This window comes from Streptomyces odontotermitis, assembly GCF_050510915.1.
Classification (GTDB): Bacteria; Actinomycetota; Actinomycetes; order Streptomycetales; family Streptomycetaceae; genus Streptomyces.
On the sequence record NZ_JBNJLS010000001.1, the window covers coordinates 139,010 to 164,751 of the forward strand.

General features: G+C 69.9%; 27 protein-coding genes and 1 pseudogene. 10 read left to right on the forward strand and 18 right to left on the reverse strand.

Translation table 11 applies throughout. From position 1 onward, the window contains the following. The first annotated feature begins 107 nt into the window (after window positions 1-107). The 3 genes from ACQB60_RS00665 (at window position 108) to ACQB60_RS00675 (ending at window position 1,957) form a co-directional block, all read left to right on the forward strand. Entirely contained in the window at window positions 108-257 is a 150-nt protein-coding gene (locus ACQB60_RS00665; protein WP_384839985.1) for a hypothetical protein, read from the forward strand. A gap of 78 nt (window positions 258-335) precedes the next feature. Then, the gene (locus ACQB60_RS00670) at window positions 336-1,478 is read left to right on the forward strand and encodes a chymotrypsin family serine protease (RefSeq protein ID WP_496923806.1); all 1,143 of its coding nucleotides are present in this window, start codon (window positions 336-338) and stop codon (window positions 1,476-1,478) included. Between the two features lie 29 nt (window positions 1,479-1,507). Further along, window positions 1,508-1,957 (forward strand): hypothetical protein, encoded by a 450-nt coding sequence (locus ACQB60_RS00675; RefSeq protein ID WP_496923807.1) that lies wholly within the window; start codon window positions 1,508-1,510, stop codon window positions 1,955-1,957. A gap of 92 nt (window positions 1,958-2,049) precedes the next feature. On the opposite strand, the gene ACQB60_RS00680 is transcribed toward ACQB60_RS00675, so the two are convergent. Further along, complete coding sequence (locus ACQB60_RS00680) at window positions 2,050-3,510, reverse strand: hypothetical protein (protein ID WP_496923808.1); 1,461 nt, start codon at window positions 3,508-3,510, stop codon at window positions 2,050-2,052. A 252-nt stretch (window positions 3,511-3,762) separates the two neighbouring features. On the opposite strand from ACQB60_RS00680, the gene ACQB60_RS00685 reads away from it, so the two are divergent. Beyond that, on the forward strand, window positions 3,763-5,601 hold the full coding sequence (locus ACQB60_RS00685; protein ID WP_496923809.1) for a DUF8508 domain-containing protein: 1,839 nt from the start codon (window positions 3,763-3,765) through the stop codon (window positions 5,599-5,601). Window positions 5,602-5,629: 28 nt separating this feature from the next. On the opposite strand, the gene ACQB60_RS00690 is transcribed toward ACQB60_RS00685, so the two are convergent. Continuing rightward, the gene (locus ACQB60_RS00690; RefSeq protein WP_496923810.1) at window positions 5,630-6,370 is read right to left on the reverse strand and encodes an SRPBCC family protein; all 741 of its coding nucleotides are present in this window, start codon (window positions 6,368-6,370) and stop codon (window positions 5,630-5,632) included. A gap of 254 nt (window positions 6,371-6,624) precedes the next feature. On the opposite strand from ACQB60_RS00690, the gene ACQB60_RS00695 reads away from it, so the two are divergent. Beyond that, window positions 6,625-7,095, forward strand: a complete 471-nt coding sequence (locus ACQB60_RS00695) for a GNAT family N-acetyltransferase (protein WP_496923811.1) — start codon at window positions 6,625-6,627, stop codon at window positions 7,093-7,095. A gap of 45 nt (window positions 7,096-7,140) precedes the next feature. On the opposite strand, the gene ACQB60_RS00700 is transcribed toward ACQB60_RS00695, so the two are convergent. Beyond that, on the reverse strand, window positions 7,141-7,893 hold the full coding sequence (locus ACQB60_RS00700) for an SDR family NAD(P)-dependent oxidoreductase (RefSeq protein WP_496923812.1): 753 nt from the start codon (window positions 7,891-7,893) through the stop codon (window positions 7,141-7,143). Window positions 7,894-8,061: 168 nt separating this feature from the next. Here ACQB60_RS00700 and dapA point away from each other — a divergent pair, with 168 nt between their 5' ends. Together dapA and ACQB60_RS00710 are read left to right on the forward strand one after the other, a co-directional pair. Continuing rightward, window positions 8,062-8,979: a 4-hydroxy-tetrahydrodipicolinate synthase gene (gene dapA, locus ACQB60_RS00705; protein WP_496923813.1), complete on the forward strand. Its 918-nt coding sequence runs from the start codon at window positions 8,062-8,064 to the stop codon at window positions 8,977-8,979. An 80-nt stretch (window positions 8,980-9,059) separates the two neighbouring features. Next, on the forward strand, window positions 9,060-9,374 hold the full coding sequence (locus ACQB60_RS00710) for a hypothetical protein (RefSeq protein WP_496923814.1): 315 nt from the start codon (window positions 9,060-9,062) through the stop codon (window positions 9,372-9,374). Window positions 9,375-9,516: 142 nt separating this feature from the next. On the opposite strand, the gene ACQB60_RS00715 is transcribed toward ACQB60_RS00710, so the two are convergent. The 5 genes and pseudogenes from ACQB60_RS00715 to ACQB60_RS00735 form a co-directional block, all read right to left on the reverse strand. Beyond that, window positions 9,517-10,758 (reverse strand): tyrosine-type recombinase/integrase, encoded by a 1,242-nt coding sequence (locus tag ACQB60_RS00715; protein WP_496923815.1) that lies wholly within the window; start codon window positions 10,756-10,758, stop codon window positions 9,517-9,519. Continuing rightward, window positions 10,758-10,952 (reverse strand): helix-turn-helix domain-containing protein, encoded by a 195-nt coding sequence (locus ACQB60_RS00720; protein ID WP_496923816.1) that lies wholly within the window; start codon window positions 10,950-10,952, stop codon window positions 10,758-10,760. The genes ACQB60_RS00715 and ACQB60_RS00720 overlap by 1 nt, the downstream gene beginning before the upstream one ends. Next, window positions 10,949-12,338: pseudogene (repSA, locus tag ACQB60_RS00725) on the reverse strand (replication initiator protein RepSA). Before repSA ends, ACQB60_RS00720 begins: the two are co-directional and overlap by 4 nt. A 35-nt stretch (window positions 12,339-12,373) precedes the next feature. Beyond that, complete coding sequence (locus tag ACQB60_RS00730) at window positions 12,374-13,126, reverse strand: hypothetical protein (RefSeq protein WP_496923817.1); 753 nt, start codon at window positions 13,124-13,126, stop codon at window positions 12,374-12,376. Then, window positions 13,123-13,452 carry a hypothetical protein gene (locus ACQB60_RS00735; protein ID WP_496923818.1) on the reverse strand — a complete coding sequence of 110 codons (330 nt, stop codon included), beginning with the start codon at window positions 13,450-13,452 and terminating at the stop codon, window positions 13,123-13,125. The genes ACQB60_RS00730 and ACQB60_RS00735 overlap by 4 nt, the downstream gene beginning before the upstream one ends. Window positions 13,453-13,675: 223 nt before the next feature. Between ACQB60_RS00735 and ACQB60_RS00740 the strand changes: the two genes are divergently transcribed. Further along, window positions 13,676-14,518, forward strand: a complete 843-nt coding sequence (locus tag ACQB60_RS00740) for a GntR family transcriptional regulator (RefSeq protein ID WP_496923819.1) — start codon at window positions 13,676-13,678, stop codon at window positions 14,516-14,518. A gap of 14 nt (window positions 14,519-14,532) precedes the next feature. Further along, window positions 14,533-15,039 (forward strand): nucleoside deaminase, encoded by a 507-nt coding sequence (locus ACQB60_RS00745; protein WP_496923820.1) that lies wholly within the window; start codon window positions 14,533-14,535, stop codon window positions 15,037-15,039. Window positions 15,040-16,666: 1,627 nt separating this feature from the next. Here ACQB60_RS00745 and dapD read toward each other — a convergent pair. Further along, complete coding sequence (gene dapD / locus ACQB60_RS00750; RefSeq protein ID WP_496923821.1) at window positions 16,667-17,656, reverse strand: 2,3,4,5-tetrahydropyridine-2,6-dicarboxylate N-succinyltransferase; 990 nt, start codon at window positions 17,654-17,656, stop codon at window positions 16,667-16,669. A gap of 9 nt (window positions 17,657-17,665) precedes the next feature. After that, the gene (locus ACQB60_RS00755) at window positions 17,666-18,988 is read right to left on the reverse strand and encodes an MFS transporter (RefSeq protein ID WP_496923822.1); all 1,323 of its coding nucleotides are present in this window, start codon (window positions 18,986-18,988) and stop codon (window positions 17,666-17,668) included. A 67-nt stretch (window positions 18,989-19,055) separates the two neighbouring features. Between ACQB60_RS00755 and ACQB60_RS00760 the strand changes: the two genes are divergently transcribed. Then, window positions 19,056-19,952 (forward strand): winged helix-turn-helix transcriptional regulator, encoded by an 897-nt coding sequence (locus ACQB60_RS00760; RefSeq protein WP_496923823.1) that lies wholly within the window; start codon window positions 19,056-19,058, stop codon window positions 19,950-19,952. Here the strand turns inward: ACQB60_RS00760 and ACQB60_RS00765 are convergent. From ACQB60_RS00765 to sufC, 8 genes are all read right to left on the reverse strand, one after another. Further along, window positions 19,924-20,511, reverse strand: coding sequence for a TetR/AcrR family transcriptional regulator (locus ACQB60_RS00765; RefSeq protein WP_496923824.1), 588 nt, complete (start codon window positions 20,509-20,511; stop codon window positions 19,924-19,926). The two genes, ACQB60_RS00760 and ACQB60_RS00765, sit on opposite strands and share 29 nt — an antisense overlap. Continuing rightward, window positions 20,511-20,831 (reverse strand): DMT family transporter, encoded by a 321-nt coding sequence (locus ACQB60_RS00770; protein ID WP_496923825.1) that lies wholly within the window; start codon window positions 20,829-20,831, stop codon window positions 20,511-20,513. The genes ACQB60_RS00765 and ACQB60_RS00770 overlap by 1 nt, the downstream gene beginning before the upstream one ends. Before the next feature lie 110 nt (window positions 20,832-20,941). Next, complete coding sequence (locus tag ACQB60_RS00775) at window positions 20,942-21,313, reverse strand: VOC family protein (protein WP_496923826.1); 372 nt, start codon at window positions 21,311-21,313, stop codon at window positions 20,942-20,944. Window positions 21,314-21,358: 45 nt separating this feature from the next. Continuing rightward, a complete protein-coding gene (locus ACQB60_RS00780; RefSeq protein WP_496923827.1) occupies window positions 21,359-22,681 on the reverse strand; it encodes a hypothetical protein in 1,323 nt (440 codons plus the stop codon). Between the two features lie 219 nt (window positions 22,682-22,900). Continuing rightward, window positions 22,901-23,239 carry a metal-sulfur cluster assembly factor gene (locus ACQB60_RS00785; RefSeq protein WP_030687191.1) on the reverse strand — a complete coding sequence of 113 codons (339 nt, stop codon included), beginning with the start codon at window positions 23,237-23,239 and terminating at the stop codon, window positions 22,901-22,903. Beyond that, complete coding sequence (gene sufU, locus ACQB60_RS00790; protein ID WP_496923828.1) at window positions 23,236-23,703, reverse strand: Fe-S cluster assembly sulfur transfer protein SufU; 468 nt, start codon at window positions 23,701-23,703, stop codon at window positions 23,236-23,238. Before sufU ends, ACQB60_RS00785 begins: the two co-directional genes overlap by 4 nt. A gap of 15 nt (window positions 23,704-23,718) precedes the next feature. After that, window positions 23,719-24,975: a cysteine desulfurase gene (locus tag ACQB60_RS00795; protein WP_496923829.1), complete on the reverse strand. Its 1,257-nt coding sequence runs from the start codon at window positions 24,973-24,975 to the stop codon at window positions 23,719-23,721. Continuing rightward, window positions 24,972-25,736 (reverse strand): Fe-S cluster assembly ATPase SufC, encoded by a 765-nt coding sequence (gene sufC, locus ACQB60_RS00800; RefSeq protein WP_496923830.1) that lies wholly within the window; start codon window positions 25,734-25,736, stop codon window positions 24,972-24,974. Before sufC ends, ACQB60_RS00795 begins: the two co-directional genes overlap by 4 nt. Window positions 25,737-25,742 lie beyond the last annotated feature (6 nt).

Consider the following 25,742-nt stretch of genomic DNA (forward strand, 5'->3'; position numbering starts at 1 on the left):
AGCCGGTGGACGCTCATCGCGCACGCAGCCTCCATGAGAGCCGGCTCATGCGGCTGGCCAATGTGACCGGAGTCGGTACTGGGAGGGACGAGCACACAGGTGGGGACGTGATCATCGTCTTCGTCTCCCAGAAGGTGCCCCGTGACCGGCTCCGCAGAGAAGACGTGGTTCCCGATGAGCTCGACGGCGTGCCGGTGCGCGTGCTCGCGATCGGTGAAGTGAGCGCTCAGGACGGTCAGTTGGACGATCCGTCGTGAGGGCTTCGGCCTAGGGATTGACGGAACCTCTTCATTCAGGGGAAGAGGTGATCGGGCGTGGTCAGCCAGCCCGAATTGATGCGAGGTCCCACTGGGGGGCAGCTCAGCGACAGTTCGCGCCAGCAGGCGCTCTCCGACTTCATGCGGCGCGATCAGCCGCTCGCCAACGTCGTCGGCTACGGCCACGGCGTGAAGTGGATCGACGGACAGCCGACCGGTGAGCCCGCCGTGCTGGTGTTCGTCACCCAGAAGGTGCCCGAGTCCATGCTGCCGGAGCGGGACGTCGTCCCGCGCACGATGGACGACGGCACTCCCACCGACATCGTCGCGGTCGGCCATGTCGCCGCGCAGCGCCAGCAGCAGCGCAAGGCGGGCAGCGGCCGCATCGAGGACGTCGGCTCGCTGCGCGCGGACGGCGGCGTCGAGGAACAGCTCGCCCGGCTGTCCCAGCCGCTGCTCCAGGAGTCCGGCACGCTCGGCGTGTTCGAGCCGCAGATCCTCAAGCGCCGGATGCGGCCCGCGCCGTCCGGCATCTCCGTCGGCAACGTCAAGGTGACGGCCGGCACGCTCGGCAGCGTGGTCTACGACTTCCTGCCCGGCGCCACCGTGGACCCGCCGGCCGCCGGGCTCGGCATCCCGTCGAAGTTCTACATCCTCTCCAACAACCACGTGCTCGCCGACTCCAACCGCGCCCAGCTGGGCAGCGCCATCGTGCAGCCCGGCGTCTTCGACGGCGGGCAGGACCCGGCGGACCGCATCGCGACCCTGGAGCGCTTCGTCACCATCCAGTTCGCTCCGCAGATCCCGCTGGAGCGGCACAACAACGTGGTGGACTGCGCGCTCGGCACCGTCGAGTTCCAGGACGCGACCCGCGAGCAGTACTTCAGCGGCGCCCCGCGCGCCTGGCGCCGCAAGTGCAACGTCGCCGTCGGCGACCGGGTCAAGAAGACCGGCCGGACGACGAACGTCTCCTTCGGCCGCATCCTCGCGGTCGACGCGACGATCGACGTGAACTACGGCACGGCGGGCACGGCCCGCTTCAAGGACCAGATCCTGACGACGGCCATCTCCGCGGGCGGCGACTCCGGGTCCCTGGTGACCTCGCTCGACAACGTCGCCCTGGGTCTGCTCTTCGCCGGTTCCTCCACGGTCACCGTGGCCAACCACATCGAGAACGTCCGCGCGCTGCTGCGCGTGGAGATCGCCGAGCAGCTGGCCTGACGGCCGTGGCTTCATGAAGGGAGGCTTCCATGACCACTCAGGCACGTAAGCAGAAGGGCCAGACCCGCGCCGAGCACCGCTTCCACAACCCGCAGGGGGCGGAGGTCAAGACGCGTGACGAGGCGTTCGCCACGCAGGCCGTGGAGGTGTCGGCCGAGGCGGTGCAGACGGACGCCAAGCTGACGCTGCACAACGGCGCGGTCACGTTCGAGATGACGGTGAAGTACAACCCCAACACCTATCCGTTCGTGATCACCGGCGGCCAGATCACCTCCGGCATCTGCGGCGCCCCGTGGGACATCACGGGCGGCTCCATGGGCACCTCGCTGCGCCTGGACGCCAAGCGCGCCGGGCAGGGCTCCTGCGCCAACACGATCACGATCGTGGGCCAGTTCCAGAACCCGCCGTCGTACCGCGGCACCTACGGCTTCGACGGCCAGTCGTCGTCGTTCAACCACACGACGCGGTACCAGTGCTAGCGCCGTAGCCCGGCAGAGCAGTGGGGCCCGCCTCCTCCCGGGACGGGCCCCACACACGCGTACGGAAGCGACTCAATTCCCTTGCTGGGAGCTCAATTCCCTTGCTGGGAGCGCGCCTTGAACGCCGCCTTACGGGCCTCCTTGGCCACCTTCTTGTCCGGGTGCAGGCGTCCCATCGCCTCCAGGACGTCCGCCGTGGCCGGGTGGTCGACCCGCCAGGCCGCCGCGAAGAACCCGCTGTGCTGCTCGGAGAGCCCCTCCACCAGGCCCTGCAGCTCGTCCGAGTTGCCCTCGGCCGCGAGCTGCGCCGCCAGGGTGTCGACGGTCAGCCAGAAGATCATGTCCTCGGAGGGCGGCGGCACGTCGGTGGCCCCGTGCTCGGCCAGCCAGACCCGGGCGAGACCGCCGAGCTCCGCGTCGTCGAGGACCTCGCGCAGCGCGGGCTCGGCCTGCGCCCCGGCCAGCGAGAGGGCCTGCTGGCAGCGGAGCCGGCGCAGCGGGGCGCCCTCGTCCGAGCCGCGCGCGGCGGCGAGCAACTCCCGTGCGGCGTCCAGCGGTTCGCGGCGGGTCAGCCACTGCTCGATCTCGGCCTGGGCGGCGGCCTGCGGGAAGCCGGAGGTGCCGTCGAGCAGCGCGTCGGCGCCCTTGTCCGCGAGGTCGCCGACGGCGGGCGCGTCCACCCCCGCCTCCAGCATCCGGGCGCGGAGCCCGTACAGGCCGAGGGGGGTGAGGCGGACCATGCCGTAGCGGCTGACGTCCTCGTCCTCGATCGGCTCGGGCGGCTGGTTCTCGTCGATCTCGGCCATCAGGGCCTCGTCGACCGGCTGGTACTCGACGAGCCCGACCGGCTCCAGGACGCGGAACTGGTCGTCCAGCTTCATCATCGCGTCCGACACCTGCTCCAGGATGTCGTCGGTGGGCTCGCCCATGTCGTCGGGCACGATCATCGACGCGGCGAGCGCGGGCAGCGGCACCGGGCCCTCGGCCGCGGCGCCCGCGTCCTCGCTGACGGTCAGCAGGTAGAGGTTGCCGAGGACGCCGTCGAGGAACTCGGCCTCCGCCTCCGGGTCCCAGCCCAGCGCGTCCAGGTCGATCTCGCCGCCCTCCTCCAGGGCGTCGACGAGGTCGTCGAGGTCGGGCACCGAGGCGTCGGCGAGGATCGTCTCCAGGGCGGCGAGCCAGACGCCGAGGACGTCCTGCGGGCTGCCCGAGGTGACCAGGGCGAGCTCCTCGCCCGCGGTGACGGTGCCCTCGGCGTCCTCGTCGGCCCCGTCCTCCGGGTCCGTGACCTCCACCAGGCCCGTGTCGACGGCGACCCGCCACGCCTCGCTGGTGTACGCGGCGGCGTCCTCGCCGGTGAGGCCCAGCTCGGCGGCGGCCGCGGGCAGCTGCTCGTCGACGAGCTCACCGCCCGCGCCGACCCGGGTCCCGGGCCCCGCCCAGCGGGCGAGGCGGACGGCGCGGGAGAGCAGGGGGGAGGCGAGCGCGGCCCGCGCGAGTTCCGCTTCGGAGTGCAACAGCACCGGCGGCAGGGAGGCGGGGCTTACGGACATCGGCTGGTTCTCCTAGGTACGGACGGTGCGGCTGGCTGAAGCCTAGACGGATTTCAACCTATGCGGCCCGGTTCATGTCCCTGTCAGTCAACGGGTTCACCAAGACATAGGGATACGTACACCGCTATACCCCGGCCGGAACCTTGACAACTCCCCTGCTCACACAAGAGATTGACGCGCGTAGAGCGCCCGCACGGCCCTGCACCGCCGCATCCTTCCCTGCCGGAATCCGCCCCTCCCCGGAGCTCCCTCATGTCCTCCATACCGAAGTCCACCGCCATCGCCGCCGTCGTCGCCACCGCGCTGTCTGCCGGACTGCTCGTCGCGACCTCCTCCACGGCCTCCGCCGACGAGGTCCGCGTCCACGACATCCAGGGCACCACCCGCCTCTCCCCGCTCGCGGGCAAGGAGGTCACGGATGTGCGCGGGATCGTCACCGGCGTCCGCGACCACGGCTCGAAGGGCTTCTGGATCCAGGACCCGAAGGCCGACGACGACCCGGCGACCAGCGAGGGCGTCTTCGTCTACACCGGCTCCGCGGCACCCGCCGTGAAGCCGGGCGACGCCGTCCGCGTCTCCGGCACCGTCGCCGAGTACGTGCCCGGGGGCGCCGCCTCCGGCAACCAGTCCCTCACCCAGCTGACCAAGCCGCAGGTCACGGTCGAGTCGTCCGGCAATGCGCTGCCCGCCCCGGTCACCCTCGACGCGTCGTCCGTGCCCGCCGCGTACACCCCCAAGGGCGACCCGGCCAAGGACGGCAGCATCAACGGCCTGACCCTGCGCCCGCGTTCGTACGCCCTGGACCGGTACGAGTCCCTGGAGGGCATGAACGTCCGCGTGGGCAGCCCGCGCGTGGTCGGCGCGACCGACGCGTACCACGAGCTCTGGGTGACGGTGAAGCCGAAGGAGCACCCGGTGCGCCGGGGCGGCACGCTCTACGGCTCCTACGCGGCGCAGAACACCGGGCGCCTGCAGATCCAGCAGCTCGCCCCGGTCGCCGAGCACCCCTTCCCCGAGGCGAACGTCGGCGACACTCTGTCCGGCACCTCCGAAGGCCCCCTGGACTTCAACCAGTTCGGCGGCTACACCCTCGCCGCGCGCGAGCTCGGCACGGTCAAGGACGGCGGCCTGGCCCGCGAGAGGACGCGCAAGCAGCGCTCCGGCGAGCTGGCCGTGGCCACGTACAACGTGGAGAACCTCGACCCCACCGACCCGCAGAAGAAGTTCGACGCGCTCGCGGGCGCCGTGGTCACCAACCTCGCCTCGCCCGACGTCCTCGCCCTGGAGGAGATCCAGGACGACAACGGCGCGAAGAACGACGGGACGGTCACCGCCGGCCAGACCCTGAAGAAGTTCACGGACGCGATCGCCGCGGCGGGCGGCCCGCGCTACGAGTGGCGCTCCGTCGACCCGGAGAACAACAAGGACGGCGGCGAGCCCGGCGGCAACATCCGCCAGGTGTTCCTCTTCAACCCGAAGCGGGTCTCCTTCACGGACCGCGCCCCCGGCGACGCGACGACCGCGACCGGCGTCACCAAGGCGCACGGCAAGGCGGCCCTCACCCACTCGCCCGGCCGGATCGCCCCCTCCGACGCGGCCTGGGCGGACAGCCGCAAGCCCCTCGCGGGCGAGTTCACCTTCCGCGGCCGCACCGTCTTCGTGATCGCCAACCACTTCGCGTCCAAGGGCGGCGACGAGGGCCTGACCTCGCAGCACCAGCCCCCGGCCCGCTCCTCCGAGGCGAAGCGGCTGCGCCAGGCCCAGGCGGTCAACTCCTTCGTGAAGGACCTCCGCAAGGTCCAGAAGAACGCGGACGTCGTCGCGCTCGGCGACATCAACGACTTCGAGTTCTCGGCGACGGCGGGAGCCCTGCAGGACGGCGGCGCCCTGAGCTCGGCGGTCAAGTCCCTGCCGCGCGCGGAGCGTTACTCCTACGTCTACCAGGGCAACTCGCAGGTCCTCGACCAGATCCTGACCAGCCCCGGGGTCGGCTCGCCCGGCGACTTCAGTTACGACAGCGTGCACATCAACGCGGAGTTCGCGGACCAGAACAGCGACCACGACCCGCAGGTCCTGCGCTTCAAGCCGTAGCGGCGGTCGTGTTCACGGCCGCCCCTCCTCACCCGTAGAGGGCGAACAGCCAGTCCCGCCAGGCGAGTTCGTTGTGCTTCGCGTCGGCGTGCGGTGCGAAGTCGTGGACGCTCACGCCGACCGGGCCGCCGAAGTGGTTGCGCCCGAAGAAGCGGTACAGGGCGTCCTCCGTGCGCAGCCCGATGAAGCAGCGGGTGCGGAAGTCGAGGATCGCGTCGAGGGGCCCGCCGGGGGCGTCCACCCGCAGGCGGGCGCCCTCGGCGGCGTCGGCCGGCAGACACAGCTCCCGGCCGAGCGCCTCGAAGGCGTCCGGGGTGGTGGAGGCGGCCGGGCCGTGGACGGAGGCGAAGACCGCGAGGCGGCCCGGGAAGTACGTCAAGTACTGGCGCAGGGTGTGCAGATAGAAGTCGGTGTGGCGGCTGGCGGCGTCGTAGAGCATGTCCCAGTCGGCTGTGAACGCCCCGCTGTGCGCGTACCGCACCCAGGACCGCCGGCCGCCGTCGCGCGGCTCGATCCTCTGGTCCAGCTCGTTGCGGCTCTGCCCCGGCGGCAGCCCGTCGGGGCCGTCGGTGCGCCCGGTGAGCCGGTGCGGCGGCTCCCACCGCGTCACGGTCCCGCCGAAGGGCGCGGCGCCGCCCACCCGGGGCTCGTACTCCAGCGGCCACAACCAGCCACCGGTGCCGATGGTGAGGGCGTCCCACACCTCCCCCGGGGCGGCGTCGACCTCGAACTCCCTGACGATCTCGAATTCCTTGCCGTCGCCGCTCATGACGCCTCCTGACCGCACCCGCCACCGCCGTCCCCCGCCACGGTCGCACCCTCACCCCTCCCCCTCCACCCGAGAGCCCCCCTCCGCGCCCGCTGGCCGGAAATCTACGCTCAGCGCGGTAGCGGGGCGTACACGAACTGGTACCGCCCCGGGAACTCCCCGGCCGGGGCCCGCCCGGCCCCGTACGACCCGAGAGCAAACCAACCACGACCCGAGGGCGCCCCGAGCACGACCCGCGTGCGACACTCCCGGCCATGCCCCTCCCCGCCGCGCCCGAGCCCGTCCTCCGCCCCGCCACCCGCGCCGACCTGCCTGCCGTCCTCGCCCTGCTCGCCGACGAGGACCGCACCGTCGACCCGTCGGCGGTGGCCGTGGGCGCCGCGCACGAGCGGGCCTTCGCGGCGATCGAGGCGGACGCGCGCAACGAGCTGCTGGTCCTCGACGACGGGCACGGCACCGTCCTCGGCTGCCTCCAGGCCACGTACATCCCAGGCCTCGGCAAGGGCGGCGCGGAGCGGGCGCTCGTCGAAGCGGTACGGGTCCGGGCGGACCGGCGCGGGGCCGGGCTCGGCCGGACCCTGATGGAGCGCGCCGTCGAGCGGGCCCGCGCCCGCGGCTGCGCCCTCGTCCAGCTCACCAGCGACAAGCGCCGCGAGGACGCCCACCGCTTCTACGTCTCGCTGGGCTTCGCACGCAGCCACGAGGGCTTCAAACTGAGCCTCTAGTACGGCCAGCACGGCCAGTACGGCAGGCAGGGGCGCAGCAGCGGCTCACAGCAGGTGGCCGCCGCCGTCCACGAGGAGGACCTCGCCCGTGATGTACGCGGAGTTGGCGAGGTCGAAGACGGTGCCCGCGATGTCCTCGGGCTGCCCGACCCGGCCGAGGGGCAGCCGCGCCGCGACGTCCTTCATGGCCTGGTCGATGCCCTCGACGCCGTCGAACCACGGGGTGTCGATCATGCCGGGCGCCACCGCGTTGACCCGCACCTCGGGGCCGAGCGTCTTGGCGAGCAGCTTGGTCATGTGGTTCACGGCGGCCTTGGTGACGGCGTAGGGGATGGAGCTGCCGTTCGGCCGGACGCCCGCCTGCGAGGAGACGTTGACGACCGCGCCCGCGCCGCTCGCCTTCAGGTGGGGCGCGGCGGCCGTGATGGTCTGCCAGACCCCGATGACGTTGACGTCGTACAGCTCGCGCCACACGTCGGGGCTCGCGGCCTCCAGGTCGGCGTGGTCGATGAAGCGGGTCGCACCCGCGCAGTTGACGAGGAGGTCGAGCCGCCCGTACGTGTCCACGGCGGCCTGGACCAGACGCTTGGCGTCGGCCGCGTCGGCGACGCTCGCCTGCACGTAGACGGCGTCGGGGAGTTCGGCCGCGAGCCGCTCGCCCGCCTCGGCGGAGCGCGCGGAGTTCACGACGACCCGGAACCCGGCCCCGGCCAGGCGGCGGGCCACGGCGGCGCCGATGCCGGACGACGACCCGGTGACCAGGGCGACGCGCTGCTCCTGCTGACTGCTGCTGCTCATGCTGTTGTTCCCATCAAGTCGGCCTGCCGACGCCCGCGCCGATCATGCCAGACACCGCCGGACCCGCCGCACGGAGCGGCAGAGCCCCTCCATTCCGTAGCGATGCTCCCTATCACCTCGTAGAAGAATTAAGTGGAGCTTCACGACGACGGTGCCGAGACTGCCGTTATGACCCTCACCGACCCCGCACGCCCGGCCCCCTTCGGCCGCGCCCTCTGCGCCATGGTCACGCCGTTCACGGACGGCGGCGCCCTCGACCTCGACGGCGCCCAGCGCCTCGCCGCGCACCTGGTGGACGGCGGCTGCGACGGCCTCGTCCTGTCCGGCACCACGGGCGAGTCCCCGACCACCTCGGACGCCGAGAAGTCGGCGCTCGTACGGGCCGTGGCCGAGGCGGTCGGCGACCGGGCGCACGTCGTGGCGGGCGTCGGCACCTCCGACACCCGGCACACCGTCGAACTGGCCCTCGCGGCCGAAAAGGCCGGCGCCGACGGCCTGTTGGTGGTCTCTCCGTACTACAGCAGGCCCCCGCAGGACGCCGTGGAGGCGCACTTCCGCGAGATCGCGGACGCCGCCGGGGTGCCGGTGCTCCTGTACGACATCCCGGGCCGCACCGGCACCCGCATCGAGCCGGAGACGCTGCTGCGCCTCGCCGGACACCCCCGCATCGTCGGCGTGAAGGACTGCGCGTACGACGTCCTCGGCTCGACGAAGGTCATCGCCCGCTCGGACCTCGCGTACTACACGGGCTGCGAGGAGTACGCGCTGCCGCTGTACGCGCTCGGCGGCTCCGGGTACATCAGCACGGTGGCGAACGCGGCGCCGGGCCCGATGCGCTCGATCCTCGACGCGTACGACCGCGGCGACACGGCCCGGGCCCGCCTCGCGCAGCAACGGGCCACCCCGCTCATCGAGTTGATGATGGCGTCGGGCCTGCCGGGCACGGTCACCGCCAAGGCGCTCCTCACCTCCCTCGGCCTGCCCGGCGGCCCGGTGCGGGCACCGCTGCGGCCCGCCGGGCGGGAGGCGGCCGAGGAGCTGCGCGCGGCGTACGAGGCGCTGACGGGGTCACTGATCTCCCCTTGACAAACACGGGTGAAATGGCCCGATCTGTACGTTTCTTGGTGTCAGCGAAAACCGAGGGCCCAAGGAGTCCTGTGATGAACATGAGCAAGCGCATTGCGATCGGTTCGGCTGCTGTCCTGTGCGGCACGCTCGCGATCGGCGGCGTCGCCAACGCCGCCTCCGGCGCGACCCACCAGGAGCGCGCGCACGACCACAGCCAGACGGTCAAGCGGTCCGGCGACGTCGACCACATCCCCGCGAAGAAGGCGTCCGACCTCACCGACGCCAAGGACAACAACAAGAGCGGCAAGGGCCACAAGGACGGCATCGCCCCCGCGAGCCCGTCCAACCCGTACAGCCAGACCGTCGAGATGCCCGCCGGGACGGACGCGATCCCGGGACACCCCGTCAAGTAGCCCACGCACCACGCACCACGCAGCCACACGGCCACGCACACGAGCGCCCTCCCCGGCCGCCTCAGGGCCGGGGAGGGCGCTCGTACGTACCCGTCGCCGAGGGTCAGTTGTGGCTGTTCTGATGCCGCCGCAGGCCAGAGGTTCAGTCTTCCCCCTGGGCCGTCTCGGGGCCGTCATCCGCTTCAGCCTCGCCTCGGAAGACACGATCAACGGCGGCCCGAGTCCGGATCTCACTCGTCGGCATGAGGTGGGTGTACGTCCGCAGCGTGAAGCTCGGATCATGGTGTCCGAGGTACTCGCTCAGGGCCTTGATGCTCTCCCCCGCGTCGAGGAGAACCGAGGCGTAGAAGTGCCGTAACGCGTGCATGCCGTTCTCACGACCACGCGGCACACCAGCGGCCCGAAGCGCCGGTTGCCACACCTTCTCGTTGAAGCGAATCCGGCGCAGTGCCTTGCCAGTGACGCTGACGAAGAGGAGCGAAGCCGACACCGGCGGACCGTCCAAGGTCTTCCAGGGCAACGTGATCTCCACCGGCTCATGCCGCGTGATGTGGGCCGCCAACGCGAAGCTCACAGTCTCAGGCAGCGGGACGTTGCGTTCCTTGCCGCCCTTGGGAGGCCCGAACACCGGACGCGTTCCCTGGATGAGCTTGACCTGACGAACCACGTGCATGGTGCCGCCAAGGAAGTCGACGTCTTCGACCGCAAGCCCGAAGATCTCACCTTGCCGAAGTCCGCATCCGGCACCGACCGCGATCATCTCTTGGTACTCATCCGGCAGAGCCTCATGAAGCGCCATGACGCGCTCTGAAGACCACGGCTTGACCTTGCGAGGGTCCAGACGCGGGGCCCGGACCGAACGCGCACGGCAAGGATTCTCAGCGATGATCCGGTCTTCCACGGCGGCCGTGAAGACTGCGGAGACGTTGGCGAAGATCGAGCGCCGATAGGAGGCAGCGCGACCCGTCGCCTCCAACTGCCGCATCCACACACGCAAGTGAGACGGCCGGAAGGCCGCCATGGGGCGATCACCCAGGTACGGAATCGCATGCACCCTGAGCCGGATCTCGACGCTTTCGCGGGTCACAGGGTCCGTAGTGAGGGCACTCATCCACGTCTTCGCGTACTGGCCGAAGGTCACGGCACCGGCCGCCGGATCGATGTAGCGCCCCTGGGACACGTCCGCCTCGATGTTGGACAACCAGGTCTCGGCCTTGCGCTTCTGCCTGTCCGGGAAGCTTTTGGACTTCTCGGAGCCGTCGGGGGCGATGTAGCGGGCGCGGTAGCGCAGGCCGACGCCGTAGCGGTCGGTCTTCGTCTTGACCGGCTTGCCATCCGGTCCGGTATCGACCTTGAACCAGCGGTCTTGGATGTGTCCGGCCATCAGGCGGCCCTCTCCATCTGGGACTGGACCCAGACGCGTACGTCTTCGGGGTCGTAACGAAGGTGTCGGCCGACGCGGAAGCCACGCGGTCCGGTGTGCTTGCGGCGCCACTGGTAGACCGTCTCCAGCGGGACGCCTAGGAGATCGGCCACGTCGACTGGGGTGAGGTAGCGAGGCGGGAGCGGGCGGCTCATGCGCACACCTCCCAGTCCTCTGGGTCGGGTTGGTCAGCCAGGGCCTCGCGGGCGGTTTCGCGGTTGGTCCGGATGTCTTCGGCGATGGAGGCGGCGAGCCAGGATTCTCCGGGGGTGTGGCCGTGCCCGGCGTAGGTCCAGTGGGCGAGCACCAGCGTGGAGCCCTCCGCGTCGTCGATCTCGGGCAGGCCCCGTTCCCGGCGTTCCTGGTGGGCGCGGTAGTCGGCACGGACCTGGCGGCGTTCGGTGAAGGTGGACGAGTAGCAGCGGGACTTGGTCAGGAAATGCCCGCGAAAGCCGAGCATGTGAGGACCAGTGGGCCAACAGCCGGTCCGGGTAGGCGTCGTCCAGGGCCCAGCAGGCTTCGATCAGGCGTCGTGTGTGGGTGGGCAGGTCGGGCAGCTTGTCGAGTTCGGCCAGCTCTCCGACGCGGCGGTCTACGGTGCCGGTGGTCTCGGCGGCCTTGGTGGCGTACTTGGCGACATAGGAGGCAACGGCGCCGTCGGTGAGTTCGACTCCGGCGAGGCTGCCGATGGGCTGGACGTCGACTTGGGTTCCCCAGCGCAGGGAGCGTCCAGGGAAGGCGCCGGCGGGCGGCACGGATACGGCAACCCGGGCAGCGGCGGCCCGGATGCTGTCGCCCAACAGGTCGAGCGTCGCCCAGGCAGGAGGCTCGGCGGTGGCCCCATCCGGTCCGTCGAGGCGGATCACGGCATGGAAGTGGACGGCGCCGCGCTTCTGGAACTCAGCAACCTTGCCGAACGAGATCCGGCAGTGCTCGAGGAGCTCCCGTTGAGTGAGGCCCGCGTGGGCGGCGACCTCTCGGCGCAGGTAGATGGTGAAGCGCTGCCAGAGCTGGCCCGCATGGTTGTTCCACAGCACCGCGCCCGCATAGTCGTAGGCGCCCGGATCGAGGGCAGTGCCCAGGGCCGGGTCATCTTCGCCATGCCGTAAGCCGCAGCGGCAACGGCCGGTGTCGGGGCGGTTGTGGACCGGGCCGAAGGACGGGGCGGTGAGGGTGACGAAGGCCCCGGGGTGGGCCCGCACCTCGCCAGGGATGCCCATGCGGGTGTCTCCGGTGATCCCGGCCCGGATCAGGTGGAAGGCGTCCCCGGCGTAGGTCCAGGCGCAGGAGGGGCAGCGAGAGGCCCGCCGATTGCCGCAGGCAACGCGCAGGGTGCCACCCGGTTCGTCGGCCGTCGAGTACGCGTACAGGACATCACCGGTCTTGGCGTCCCGGGTGACCGTCTGGCCTTGCAGGCGGATCGGACTGGCACAGCCGCCCGTGCGCTTGATCTGCTCTTGCCAGCGGTCGAAGCCCGGGGAGTTGGCCACCCGCAGCATGTCGGCCAGCGTGAGGGGGTCGGTGCCCAGGGCCGCCGCCATGTCGGTGACGGCGGCCGGGGGGACAGGGAAATGGGTCACGCGGTCACCGCCCGCAAAGAGACGACCGGGACGGGCACATAGGGTTCGGCGCTCATCATCAGGTGATCGAGGCTGGCCAGGTAGCCACCGGTCAGCGGTGCCGGGCCCAGGCGGCGCAGGTGCAGCACCGGGGCCAGGGACGGGATCAGCCCGTCGACGGGGGTGGAGACCAACAGGTCATCGTCGGCGCGCAGCACATCGGCGCTCAGGCCCGCATGGGTGGAGACGTGGATGCCGGGCACGTCGGTCAACTGCGTGAGCAGGTCGGCGACATGGGCGGCCCGTCCGGTGACCGCCTCGGGGATCACGAGGCGGACGCGTACTCCGGCGGTGGCCTTGGCGGTCAGGAGGTGGGGCAGGTCGCCGACGACATGGGCGAGGAAGGCCAGGTTCACGATCGCGAGGTCCAGAGTGAGAGTCGCGGAGTCGAGGACCGTGCGCCATAAGTCGAGCGGGACGACGGTCCGCGTCGCGTACGCAGCGACCACCTCGTCTTGCGGCGTCGGGGTGGAGCGGTGGCGTTCGGCCATCCTGGGCCACAGGTGATGGGGGTCGGCGTCCAGGAGCTTCGCGGCGGCGTGCGCGTGCCGGGCGTGCGGGGTGCGGTTCAAGGAGAGCCAGCGCTCAGCGCTCTTGACGTCGATACCGACGTGCCGGGCCAGGGCCTCGATGGTCACGTTGGCGGTGGTCATCGCGCCACGCAGTCGCTCATTGCCGGTGCGGTCGGTGCGTTCCAGGACGGTGGTCATGCCGCCACCGCCCCACGGTCCAGGGCGGCCAGATGACGGCGAACCTGAGCGAACTGGCGCTTGGTCAGGGTGCAGTGAATCAGCCGGTAGGTGTCGAACCGGTCCCGGTGCGTGTCCCATGCCTCGGGGGTGGCGGTGTCTGTCTCGCAGCGCTGCCAGAAGCTCACCAAGTGGCAGGTCTGGTCGATGAGTTCGGCCAGGCCCAGCCGGTTCACTCCGTCGACCATGAACGCGGCGAGCTTCGCCAGGTCTGGGCGCGACTCGTGCACCCAGTCCGAGGCGTACAGCGCCAACAGCAGGGACACGGGCGGCAGTTCTGCGATCACGGCCGGAGACAAGGCCACAGGTCGCGAAGCGGTCAGCGTCGCAGGCATGATGGAACTTCCCTTCATAGGGACCAGGGGCGACGCATCTGCTTGGCGGTAGGGGCGTCGCCCCGCCTTTGGCTTTCGCGAGTTTGCCCACAAACCCACGAAGCTGAAGCTAGACCTCTCAGGACGTCCACGCAAGGGTTTGCCCACAAACTGACGAACCTGCAAGGATGGAACCATGGAGCAGCCGCAACGCACCGCCGTGGACCCGCCGATCCATCTGAAGATCGCGGATGACATCCGCATGCAGATCGAACGTGGTGACCTGGCCCCCGGCGACTCGCTACCGACGCTGAACGACATCTCCGACCGCTGGAAGTGCTCCATCAACTCCGCGCGGGGAGCCATCGCGCTGCTCAGGTCGCAGGGACTGATCACAAGCGGGCGAGGGAAGGCGCCCCTCGTCCGCATCCCGCCCGGGAAGGTGGTGCGTTCCTCCGACCGACACCAGGCGGAAAAGGATCTCGCCTATCGGCCCGAAGAAGAGCGTGCCAAGGTCGGCGAGGCTGAGACGAACCTAGGCATGTCGATCGAGGACCAGCAGTTCTCGACGCGCTACGACATCGTGGAAGCCAGTTCCGAACTCGCCGAGCTATTCGGGATCTCACCGAAGGACGAGGTTCTCCGGCGACACTTCGAGGCGACCGACGAAGCAACTGGGCACCTGTTGTCGTTCAGCACCTCGTACATGCCCAAGGATCTGGTGAGCGCGAACCCTGCACTCCTCGATGAACGGAACGAGCCGTGGCCAGGCGGTACTCAGCACCAGCTCTCAACCGTTGGGGTTGAGGTGATGTGCATGGTGGATCAGGTCACGGCCCGGATGCCAACGACGGTCGAGGCCCAGCGGTGGGGGCTCCCCGATGGAGTGCCACTGATCATCTGCCGTCGGATCTCACTCGACGCCGACGACCGCAACATTGAGATCTCCGACGCCACTTACCCCGCCGACCGCACCGAACTCCGCTTCGTGACACCGCTCAAGCCCTGGCCCGAGAAGCCGACAGCCACCAAGGCGTAGGAAGGTCGAGAGCCATGCCAACCGCCCTGAGCAGCACCGACCAAGAGTTCCTGAAGCACGCGATCTCCATCTCACGTCATGCGCTGGAGGACGAAGGGAAGACCCCCTTCGGCGCCATCGTCGTAGTGGGCGGATCGATCGTCGGCGAGGGAACGAGCAGCGTGGTCGAGCTGCGTGACCCCACCGCGCATGCCGAAGTCATGGCGCTAAGAAGCGCGGGCGAGAAGCTGGAGCGGCATCTCTTTGAAGACGGCGTTATGTACAGCAGCAGCGAGCCTTGCCCCATGTGCCTGGCGGCTTGCTACTGGGCACGTGTACCGCGCCTTGTATTCGGGGCGACGAGCCTTGACGTGGCCAAGATGGGCTTCGAAGACTTGCAGTTCTACCGGGAGTTGGCACGTCCAGCCGATCAACGGTTCCTTCATGAGGATGCCGCAGTTGGACCGCTCCGCGATGAGGCGGCCAGTGTGCTTCAGGCGTGGGCGGCGAAGCTCCCCGAGCGGGTACAGCCCAAGCTCTAGAGGCGCCGCCGCAGAGGCCGTTACAGGTTTCTCTACATCATCAAGGGCTCGCTGCGCTCGCGGTACGGGGCTTGGGCCCATGGCATCGATCATTGCCAACCCAACCGCCCAAGGGGGCTCTTCGGCGGATCAACGGCCGCTTCCGGCCCGCCGATCCCCGCCACCATGATCCGGCCTGAGAGGGGAGAAGCGTTCCGCATCTGTAGGACGACCAGGCGCAGGCACAAGAACACCCCTTCAAGCCCACCAGGCCCGAGCCGTCCCCAAAGGGGATCAATCCGAAGGACCGAGGGCCCCACCGAGGGGGCGGGGCGCCGGTCGGCCGCCCCGCCCCTTAGCCTGTCTCCGCCGCACGGCGCGAGCCGTCCGCCCGTCACCCACCCCAAAGGGCCAAAACCCAGCACCGGGCCATAGCGGTACAGGGGAATGCCGCACCACAGGTCAACGACGCTTTGGGCTACCGAATAGGCCGGATCATGGTGGCGGGGATCGGCGGGCCAACGCAGCCAGATCCGCACCGCCCCACCGGACCGCTGATCACCAGGGCCAGCCCCCGGACGCGGACCGCGGCCATGAAGGTGGGGGAAACCCCGTCGTGGCCGGGGCGGTCGGCTCCACGGCTTTAGGCAGCCACTTTGGGGCGAGCCTCGAAGATCATGGCCCCAACGTCGTGCTTTAACGGGCAGGTCCACAGACTGCCCGACTCGCCGGAAGCTTAAGGGGCCATGATCACTCGCCCCAAAGCAGCTCCCGCCCAAACCCGCTCCACCGACCTTGCCCTGAAAGCCTGCTAGTTACATTCAGGTGAAGTGTTCTGGGATTACTTCAGACTCTGACTGCGCATTACCTCCAGCTGGTGCACGTAAGAATCGTATCGTCCCCCTTGTATGTCCCTACCCTGATACCCACGCCGTAGATGCCCCCACTATCCGAAGCGTGAGTTTTCCACTCCTGATCCTTCTTTGCCCCCCTCTTATTCGCATGGAAGGGCCAGTACTTCACGCTGCCATCCCTCTTTTGGGTGAGTAGCCGAACGCCCGCATACTTACCATCAGCGCGAGAGTCGTACACGCTTATCCTGACGCCGATGCGCCCCGTTGTCCCTTTGGAGTAATTCTTTACCTGCAGAAATCCATTAGCCCCAAACCCTCCACAACTGCGAACAACTGTTGCGGCACTGGCCGGAGATTGCACTAGGGCAGTCAAAGCCACAGCCGATATCCCAATGCCAAGAATCTTTAGCCTCTTGTTCACACCGATCCCCCACGTCCGTAATCACGAAAGAAGTCAACACTTTGCATCGGCGCCCCCTTAGCGTCAAGGGTTGTTTCGCGCCCACGTGGCCACTTTTGAGCCACGGCTCCTAGGGGTGACATCTACTGGGTATCCAGCAGCGCAACAACCACAGCAACCCACACCAGCGTTAAGGAAGTTGGACCGGGCGACGTCAGCAGTCATGTAGTGGCGAATGAGATGCCAGAAGCCGTGCACGCACAAGCGCCCTCCCGGGCCGTCCTCGGGCCGTGGAAGAGCGCTCAGCGATGACCAACGCTGACAACTGCCGACAGCTCAACAGCAGTTCAGAGCGATGATCGAGTAGGCGGCCGCACGTCACGGCCGCCATTGATCAGTTGTGGCTGTGCAGAACCTCGTTCAGGCCGCCCCACACCGCGTTGTTCGGGCGGGCCTCGACCGTGCCCGTGACCGAGTTGCGGCGGAAGAGGATGTTCGAGGCGCCGGAGAGCTCGCGGGCCTTGACGATCTGGCCGTCGGGCATCGTGACGCGCGTGCCGGCCGTGACGTACAGACCGGCCTCGACGACGCACTCGTCGCCGAGCGCGATGCCGACACCGGCCTCGGCGCCGACCAGGCAGCGCTCGCCGATGACGATGCGGACGTTGCCGCCGCCGGAGAGCGTGCCCATCGTGGAGGCGCCGCCGCCGATGTCCGAGCCGTCGCCGACGACGACACCGGCGGAGATGCGGCCCTCGACCATCGACGTGCCGAGCGTGCCCGCGTTGAAGTTCACGAAGCCCTCGTGCATGACCGTGGTGCCCTCGGCCAGGTGCGCGCCGAGGCGGACCCGGTCGGCGTCGGCGATGCGCACGCCCTTCGGAGCGACGTAGTCCGTCATGCGCGGGAACTTGTCGATCGAGGTGACCTGGAGGTGCAGGCCCTCGGCGCGGGCGTTCAGGCGCACCTTCTCGACGTCGTCGACGGCGACCGGGCCGAGCGAGGTCCAGGCGACGTTGGCGAGGAAGCCGAACTGGCCGTCCAGGTTCAGGCCGTGCGGCTTGACCAGGCGGTGGGAGAGCAGGTGCAGCCGCAGGTAGACGTCGTGGGCGTCCAGCGGCTTGTCGTCGAGGGAGGCGATGACCGTGCGCACGGCCACGACCTCGACACCGCGCCGGGCGTCGGGCCCGACCGCCTTCGCGGCGCCCTCGCCGAGCAGCTCCACGGCCCGCTCGGCGGACAGCCGCTCGGACCCGGCCGGGCCGGGCTCGGCGACCAGCTCGGGGGCGGGGAACCAGGTGTCGAGAACGGTGCCGTCGGCGGTCACGGTGGCGAGACCCGTCGCAACGGCGCCGGTGGTACGAGTAGCAGTCGTGTCGGTCATGGGTGAAACCTAACCGGAGGGGCGGCGCGCGGGCGAACCGGTCTCAGGGAGCGGGCCGCCGGAGCCACCAGGGCCGCCGGGGCTCCCCGGGCCGCCGGAGCCACCAGGGGCGCTCTCGCCCGCCACCGCCACGGGCACCTCCCCGGACCGCGGCCCCGGCACCCCCGCCCGGCGCCGCCCGGCGAGGAGCACGAGCACCCCCGCCACCCCCGCGAGCCCCGCACACAGCGGCCACAGCAGCCCCGGCGCCACCGAGTAGAGCGCGCCGCCGAGGGGCGCGGAGAGCACCACTCCGCTCACCGAGACGCCCGAGTACAGCCCCTGGAAGCGGCCCTCCACCCCCGCGGGCGCGTGGTCGGCGACGTACGCGGTGGCGGTGGTCTTGTAGAGGATCTCGCCCGCGGTGAGCAGCAGCATCATGGCGACGGCCGTCCCGAGCGCCGTGCCCGCGGCGAGCACCCCGTACCCGGCGCCCACGAGCAGTAGCCCGCAGCCGACGATCCGCAGCGGCGCCCGGCCGCGCAGGGCGAGCGTGACGGGGAGTTCGAGGAGCAGGATGACGCCGCCGTTGATCGCGAGCAGCCAGCCGTAGACCCCGGTGTCCAGGCCGTGGCGGCCGAGGTCGAGCGGCAGCGTGGAGTACTGCTGGCGGTAGACGAGGTCGGTGACGAGGATCGCGGCGAACAGCAGGACGACGGTCGGCCGCGCCCGCAGCTCCGCGAACACCCCGCGCCCGCCACCGCCCCCGGGGCGCGCCGCGCTCCGGGCCGCCCCGCGCGCGGGCAGCACCCGCGCGGCGTACGCGGCGAAGACGAGGGTGCCGATCCCGTCGACGACGAACATCACCGCGTACGAGGCGTGGGCGATCAGGAGCGCGCCGAGCGGGGGCCCGGCCGTGAAGCCCGCGTTGGCCGCGAACCGCATCACGGCGAAGCCCTGCCGCCGCCCGCCCTCGGGGACGGTCGCGGCGACGAGCGCGCTGTTGGCGGTGCGCACGCACCCGCCCGCGTACTGGCTGAGCACCGGCACGACGTAGAGCAGCACGAGCGGCAGGACGGGCAGCGCGAGCACCCCCGCCCCGCTCACCAGGGATCCGACGAGCAGCACCCGCCGGTGCCCGAACCGGTCCCCGAACCAGCCGCCGGTGAAGTTCCCCGCGACCATCCCGGCGCCGCCGATGCCGCTGATCAGGCCCGCCTGCGCGACGGAGAGGCCGCGCTCGTGCGTCAGGTAGACGAAGAAGTAGACGAACGTGAAGGCCACGACCATGTTGAAGAACTGGCCCGCCGCCAACAGCCACACCGTGCGCGGCACGTCCCGAAGCGCCTTCACTCCGCCTCCCCCAGTCGGCCCATGCAGTGAGTTCCTTCTGGGAACGGACTATGTCAGCATGGGCGTCATGGCGCAACGGACCCGGCTCGACGACACGCACTGCGCCATCGCGCAGGCCCTGGACGTCGTGGGCGACTGGTGGACCCTGCTGATCGTGCGCGACACGGCCCGCGGGCTGCACCGCTTCGACGAGCTGCAGCGTGAACTGGGCGTGTCCCGCAAGGTGTTGACGGAGCGGCTGCGGCTCCTGGTGGAGGCGGAGGTGCTGTCCCGCGTGCCCTACCAGGAGCACCCGCCCCGGCACGAGTACCGCCTCACGCCGCGCGGCCGCGCGCTGCTCCCGGTCCTGGTGGCGCTGCAGGACTGGGGGGACACCTGGGTCCTCGGAGAGGGAGAGATGACAGCGACGACCCCGACGGCGGCCTCACAGGAGGCGCGGCGCGTCCACGAGCTGCTCGGCACCCGCCTGCCACGCGGACTCCGACTGCTCGACCACGAAGGCGAGTTGCGGGACCCGGTGGCGCCGGACACCCCGTACACGGTCCTGTACTGCTTCCCCGGCGCCTACGCCCGCAAGGACGCCTATCCGCCGGGCTGGGCCGGGATCCCGGGGGCACCCGGCTGCACCCTGGAGTCCTGCACGTACCGCGATCAGCTGGCGGAGTTCACGGCGGCGGGCGCGACCGTCCACGGCGTCTCCACCCAACGCCCCGACGAACAGCGGGCGTTCGCCGCCAAGGAGCGGCTGCGCTTCCCGCTCCTCTCGGACGCGGACCTGGCCCTGACGGCGGCGCTGCGGCTGCCCACGTTCCGCGCGGCGGGCGTGAGCCGCCTCAAGCGGCTGACCCTGGTCGTGGACCGGGAGCGGGTCGTGCAGGAGGTGCAGTACCCGGTCACGGATGTGACGGCGAGCGTGGCGGCGGCGCTCGCGACGGTCAACCGCCTCGCGTCGGCCGCGAGTTGACCACGAGCCGGTTGAGCATCTCGCACGCGTACGCCTCGTCGTAGGGCGTGTCCGTGAGCAGCACCTGCAGGCAGATCCCGTCCATCAGCGCGGACAGGGCCCGCGCGGTGACGGCGTCGGTCCGCTCGGCGAGGACCTCGGTGAGCCCGTGGCACCACTCGGCGGCCACGGGCCGCAGCGCGGGCCGCCGCAGCGCCGCCAGATAGAGCTCGTACTCCAGCTCGACGCCCGTGCGCTCGCCGCCGAGCCACTCCCCGAGCAGCCCGGCGAGCTCGCCCGCCAGATCGGCCTGCGGATCCTCAAGGCCGCCCCGCCCGGCCACGACCTTGGCGAAGCCTTCGTTGGTCTGCCGCAGCGCCGCGACCATCAGTTCGTCGAGGGTCTTGAAGTGATAGGTGGTCGACCCGAGCGGCACATCGGCCTCGGCGGCGACAGAGCGATGACTGAGCCCGCCGATGCCCTTCTCGCCCACCACCCGGATCGCGGCGTCGATGATCCGCTGCCGCCGCTCCGGGTCGTAGCGCCGCCCGCCGCCACGGGCCGCGCTCCCGCCGCCCATCAGTGCGCCCCGCCCAGATTGAGCACGACCACCCCGGCGATCACGAGCACGATCCCCAGCACCTTCACGAGGTTGGTCGACTCCCCCAGGAACAGCATCCCGATCCCGGCGACCGCGGCGGTCCCGATCCCCGCCCAGATCGCGTACGCGGTCCCCACCGACAGCGTCTTGAGCGTCTGCGCGAGCAGCGCGAAGGCCAGCAGATACCCCACGACGGTCACGAGCGAGGGCCACAGCTTGCTGAACCCATCGCTGTACTTCATGGCCGTCGTCCCGGCCACCTCCGCCGCGATGGCCGCGGCCAGCAGTCCGTACCCCATGCGTACGAGTGTACATATCGATGCGTACGGGCGTACACAAAATCCCGCGTACGCAGAATCCGGCGTTCGCAGAATCCCGCGTACGCAGAATCCGGCGTTCGCAGAATCCGCTACTGGAACGCGATCAGCGACCGCTTCGGCCGCAGCACACAGAACTCATTGCCCTCGGGGTCGGCGAGCACCACCCACCCGGCCTCCGCCCCCTGCCCGACATCCACCCGCCGCGCCCCCAGCCCGAGCAGCCGCTCGACCTCGGCCTCCTGGTCGTCCGGGGCGAGGTCGAGGTGGAGCCGGTTCTTCACGGACTTCCCGTCGGGACTCGGCATGAAGCAGATCCCGACGGGCGCCGACGCGTCGGTCCCGATGACGACCTCGCGCTCCCGCTCGGAGAGCACCTTCCAGTCGAGGACCCGGCACCAGAAGCGGGCGAGCCCCGGCAGGTCGTGGGCGTCGATGACGATGTGGTGCAGTGCGAGTGCCATGCTCCAACTATCGCGCCAACCGGGCCAACCGCCGCCCGGACACGGCTACTTGGTCACCGTGAACCACGTCGCCCGCGACTTCTTCCACTCCGCGTGGGCGAGGTCCTTCGCCTCCGTGCCGTCCCCGTAGAGGTCCGCGGAGCCGCAGTCGGTGACGAGCTGGGCACGGGCACCGGGCACGCTCAGATCGGGCACGTCCACGACGGCCTCCCAGCCGCCCGGATCACTCGTGGGCAGGTCGGCCCGCTTGACGGGGGCGTGGCCGGGGACACCGTCCCACTGGTAGAGGGCGTAGGGGTCGGAGTTGTCGTCGGCGGCCCAGCTCCCGGCGACGATCAGATACTGGTCGGCCGCGTTCTTGCGGATGTCACGGATCGACAGCCCGCCCAGATCCAGCTCGACCGGCTCCCCGAAGGCGGCCTTCGCCCCGCCGGCCACCACCTTGTCGATGTTGGTGACGGGCACGATCAGCGCCTTCCCGCCGTCCTTCGGCGGCACGAGCGGCGCCCGGAACCCGATGTACGCGGTGGTGCTCGACCCCGGCGCGAACTCCAGCCCCTCCACGTTGAACCCGTCGATCTGCTTGGGCACTTGGCCACTGGCCGTACCGGCCGCGAACCCCAGCCGGTCCCCGTGGTCCTTGTCCCACGCCACGAGATCGTCCCGCAGCTTCTTGTACGCGCCGCCGAGCGCGAGCGACGTGTTCGCACCGCTGCCCGTCACCTTCGTGGTGAAGACGGTGTTACGGGGTGCCTTGTACTCACCGCTCTTGTTGTTGCCGAGCGACCCGGTCCAGTAGATGGTGTCGCCGACCCGCGCGGCCCCCTCGATGTCGACCTCCTTCGACACCCCGAGCCCGGAGCTGAAGTCCCAGGTCTTCACGGGCGCCCCGGACACCGAACGGTCGTACAGGCGCAGCACGTTGGACTCGTCGTCGGCCACGACCGCATACCCGCCGCCGACGTCCACGGCCGCCGACGCGTCGCTCGACCCGGTGAAGTACCGGCTGTCGGCGCCCTGTTGGACCGCCCCGGACGCCGCGTAGTGCAGCGTCGCGGTGGCCGTGCCCCCGTCCGGCCCGGTGACCTTCAGGGTCAGGTCCGTGTACCCCTTGCCCCGCGCGTCGACCGAGACCTGCCGGGTGGCCCCGGTGCCGGTCACGGCGACGTCGCCCGGGGCGGCCACCGACGCCTTGCTGGACGCCGTCGCGGCCACCGTCAGCTTCGAGGCGTCTGTGCCGCTCTGCCCCACGGTCACGGTCACCGTGGGATCCCCGTCGGCGCCGACCGCCCCCGAGAGATAGGACGCCGAGAGGGAGATCGTCGGCGTGCCGTGACTCGACGCGTGCGCGGGCATGTTGAGGCTCATGGCGGTCAGCGTAAGAACGCCGCTCGCCAGGGCAATGGCCGTACGCCGGGACGGGGAAACGTAAGTCCGCACTGGGGTCCTTTCGACGGTGCTGTGTCGTCGAGAACCCTCAATCACCTGCGCCAACCAGGGGGGTACGCCCTACAGACGCAAGGTGAACAGAACGCGGTTCGGCCCCCTGTGCCACCAGGCACAGAGGGCCGAACCACCAGCAATCCCTCAGACGTTGAAGCCGAGCGCCCGCAGCTGCTCCCGACCGTCGTCCGTGATCTTGTCCGGGCCCCACGGCGGCATCCAGACCCAGTTGATCCGCAGCTCGTTGACGATCCCGTCGGTCGCGGACTTCGCCTGGTCCTCGATCACGTCGGTCAGCGGGCAGGCCGCCGACGTCAGCGTCATGTCGATCGTCGCGATGTTCGCGTCGTCGACGTGGATGCCGTAGATCAGGCCCAGGTTGACGACGTCGATGCCCAGCTCGGGGTCGACGACGTCGTACAGCGCCTCGCGGACCTCTTCCTCCGAAGCGGGCTTCGTGGTGAGGGTCTCGTTCTCGCTCATGCCGTCTTCCTTTCAGCGTCGGCGTCGCCCAGTGCCTGCGCCGTCGCGTCCTTCCACGCCATCCAGCTCAGCAGAGCACACTTCACGCGCGCGGGGTACTTGGAGACCCCGGCGAACGCGACCGCGTCCTCCAGGACCTCCTCCATCTCGTCGTCCGGCTCCAGCTTGCCCTTCGACTGCATCAGCTCCAGGAACACGCCCTGGATCTTCTGCGCCTCCGCCAGCTCCTTGCCGACCAGCAGGTCGTTGAGGACCGAGGCGGACGCCTGGCTGATGGAGCAGCCCTGGCCCTCGTACGAGACGTCGGCGATGGTCGAGCCGTCGTACTTCACGCGCAGCGTGATCTCGTCGCCGCACGTCGGGTTGACGTGGTGCACCTCGGCGTCGCCGTCACGCAAGCCCCGGCCGTGCGGGTGCTTGTAGTGGTCCAGGATAACTTCCTGGTACATCGAATCCAGCTTCACGTCTCAGCCAGCTCCTCAGCCGAAGAAGTTCCGTACGTGCTCCAGGCCGTCGACGAGCGCGTCGATCTCGCCGGGCGTGGAGTACAGATAGAACGACGCTCGCGTGGTCGCGGGAATTCCGTAGCGCAGGCAGACCGGCCGGGCGCAGTGGTGGCCGACCCGGACCGCGATGCCCTCCTCGTCGAGGACCTGGCCCACGTCGTGCGGGTGGATGTCCCCGAGCGTGAAGGAGATCGCGGCGCCGCGGTCCTCGGCCGTGGTGGGGCCGATGATGCGCAGGTCGGGGACCTCGGTGAGCCGCTTCACCGCGTACTCGGTGAGGGCGTGCTCATGCGCGGCGATCTTGTCCATGCCGATGGCGCTGAGGTAGTCCACCGCCGCACCCAGGCCGATGGCCTGGGAGATCGGGGGCGTGCCCGCCTCGAACTTGTGCGGCGCGGGCGCATACGTCGAGGAGTGCATCGAGACGGTCTCGATCATCTCGCCGCCGCCGAGGAACGGCGGCAGGTCCTCCAGGAGCTCCTGCCGTCCCCACAGCACGCCGATGCCCGTCGGGCCGCACATCTTGTGGCCGGTGAAGGCCACGAAGTCGGCCTGCAGCGCCTGCACGTCGAGCGGCATGTGCGGAGCGGCCTGCGAGGCGTCGAGCAGCACCAGGGCGCCGACCTCCTGGGCGCGGCGCACGATGGCCTCGACCGGGTTGACGGTGCCCATGATGTTGGAGACCAGCGTGAAGGAGACGATCTTCGTCTTCTCCGTGATGACCTCGTCGATGTTGGACAGGTCGAGCCGGCCGTCGTCCGTGAGGCCGAACCACTTCAGCTTCGCGCCGGTGCGCTGCGAGAGCAGCTGCCACGGAACGATGTTGGAGTGGTGCTCCATCTCCGTGATGACGATCTCGGTCTCGTGGTCCACGCGGTAGGGCTCGTCGGCCCAGCCCAGCATGTTCGCCACGAGGTTGAGCGACTCCGACGCGTTCTTGGTGAAGATCACCTCGTCGCGGCTCGGTGCGTTGATGAAGGACGCGACCTTGTCACGGGCGCCCTCGTACAGCGCCGTGGCCTCCTCGGCGAGGACGTGCACGCCGCGGTGAACGTTGGCGTTGTGCTGCTCGTAGTACTCGTTCAGTACGTCGAGGACCTGGCGCGGCGTCTGGGAGGTCGCCGCGTTGTCCAGGTACACGAGCTTCTTGCCGTCGTGGATCTGGCGATCCAGGATCGGGAAGTCCTTGCGGATCGCCTCGGTGTCGAGGAGGCCCGGCAGCTGTGTCACGCGGATGCGCCACCCTTCGTGTAAGCCTCGTAGCCCTCGGCCTCGAGCTTGTCGGCAAGCTCGGCGCCGCCGGACTCGGCGATGCGGCCGTTCGCGAAGACGTGCACGAAGTCGGGCTTGATGTAGCGCAGGATGCGCGTGTAGTGCGTGATCAGCAGGGTGCCGACCTCGCCCGTCTCGCGGACGCGGTTGACGCCGTCGGAGACCTGGCGAAGCGCGTCGACGTCGAGGCCGGAGTCGGTCTCGTCGAGGATCGCGATCTTCGGCTTGAGGAGCTCCATCTGCAGGATCTCGTGGCGCTTCTTCTCACCGCCGGAGAAGCCCTCGTTCACATTGCGCTCGGCGAAGGCCGGGTCCATCTGGAGCTGCTCCATCGCGGACTTGACCTCCTTCACCCAGGTGCGCAGCTTGGGGGCCTCGCCGCGGATCGCCGTCGCCGACGTGCGCAGGAAGTTGGAGACCGAGACGCCGGGGACCTCGACCGGGTACTGCATGGCCAGGAACATGCCGGCGCGGGCGCGCTCGTCGACGGACATCTCCAGGACGTCCTCGCCGTCGAGGGTCACGCTGCCCTGGGTGATCGTGTACTTGGGGTGACCCGCGATGGAGTAGGCGAGCGTCGACTTGCCGGAGCCGTTCGGGCCCATGATGGCGTGGGTCTCGCCCTGCTTCACGGTCAGGTCGACGCCCTTGAGGATCTCCTTCGTGGCGTTGTCGGCCTCGACGGTGACGTGCAGGTCCTTGATTTCAAGCGTTGCCATGGGTGC

Bases quoted from the DNA above. Each gene is read 5' to 3' on its own strand.
- ACQB60_RS00715 (WP_496923815.1), bottom strand. From the start codon at position 10,758: ATGGCCGGACACATCCAAGACCGCTGGTTCAAGGTCGATACCGGACCG.
- sufC (WP_496923830.1), bottom strand. From the start codon at position 25,736: ATGGCAACGCTTGAAATCAAGGACCTGCACGTCACCGTCGAGGCCGAC.
- ACQB60_RS00740 (WP_496923819.1), top strand. From the start codon at position 13,676: ATGGAGCAGCCGCAACGCACCGCCGTGGACCCGCCGATCCATCTGAAG.
- ACQB60_RS00780 (WP_496923827.1), bottom strand. From the start codon at position 22,681: ATGAGCCTCAACATGCCCGCGCACGCGTCGAGTCACGGCACGCCGACG.
- ACQB60_RS00675 (WP_496923807.1), top strand. From the start codon at position 1,508: ATGACCACTCAGGCACGTAAGCAGAAGGGCCAGACCCGCGCCGAGCAC.
- ACQB60_RS00685 (WP_496923809.1), top strand. From the start codon at position 3,763: ATGTCCTCCATACCGAAGTCCACCGCCATCGCCGCCGTCGTCGCCACC.
- dapD (WP_496923821.1), bottom strand. From the start codon at position 17,656: ATGACCGACACGACTGCTACTCGTACCACCGGCGCCGTTGCGACGGGT.
- ACQB60_RS00745 (WP_496923820.1), top strand. From the start codon at position 14,533: ATGCCAACCGCCCTGAGCAGCACCGACCAAGAGTTCCTGAAGCACGCG.
- ACQB60_RS00720 (WP_496923816.1), bottom strand. From the start codon at position 10,952: ATGAGCCGCCCGCTCCCGCCTCGCTACCTCACCCCAGTCGACGTGGCC.
- ACQB60_RS00670 (WP_496923806.1), top strand. From the start codon at position 336: ATGCGAGGTCCCACTGGGGGGCAGCTCAGCGACAGTTCGCGCCAGCAG.
- ACQB60_RS00770 (WP_496923825.1), bottom strand. From the start codon at position 20,831: ATGGGGTACGGACTGCTGGCCGCGGCCATCGCGGCGGAGGTGGCCGGG.
- ACQB60_RS00710 (WP_496923814.1), top strand. From the start codon at position 9,060: ATGAGCAAGCGCATTGCGATCGGTTCGGCTGCTGTCCTGTGCGGCACG.
- ACQB60_RS00765 (WP_496923824.1), bottom strand. From the start codon at position 20,511: ATGGGCGGCGGGAGCGCGGCCCGTGGCGGCGGGCGGCGCTACGACCCG.
- ACQB60_RS00775 (WP_496923826.1), bottom strand. From the start codon at position 21,313: ATGGCACTCGCACTGCACCACATCGTCATCGACGCCCACGACCTGCCG.
- ACQB60_RS00760 (WP_496923823.1), top strand. From the start codon at position 19,056: ATGGCGCAACGGACCCGGCTCGACGACACGCACTGCGCCATCGCGCAG.
- ACQB60_RS00730 (WP_496923817.1), bottom strand. From the start codon at position 13,126: ATGACCACCGTCCTGGAACGCACCGACCGCACCGGCAATGAGCGACTG.
- ACQB60_RS00690 (WP_496923810.1), bottom strand. From the start codon at position 6,370: ATGAGCGGCGACGGCAAGGAATTCGAGATCGTCAGGGAGTTCGAGGTC.
- ACQB60_RS00680 (WP_496923808.1), bottom strand. From the start codon at position 3,510: ATGTCCGTAAGCCCCGCCTCCCTGCCGCCGGTGCTGTTGCACTCCGAA.
- ACQB60_RS00695 (WP_496923811.1), top strand. From the start codon at position 6,625: ATGCCCCTCCCCGCCGCGCCCGAGCCCGTCCTCCGCCCCGCCACCCGC.
- ACQB60_RS00785 (WP_030687191.1), bottom strand. From the start codon at position 23,239: ATGAGCGAGAACGAGACCCTCACCACGAAGCCCGCTTCGGAGGAAGAG.
- ACQB60_RS00700 (WP_496923812.1), bottom strand. From the start codon at position 7,893: ATGAGCAGCAGCAGTCAGCAGGAGCAGCGCGTCGCCCTGGTCACCGGG.
- dapA (WP_496923813.1), top strand. From the start codon at position 8,062: ATGACCCTCACCGACCCCGCACGCCCGGCCCCCTTCGGCCGCGCCCTC.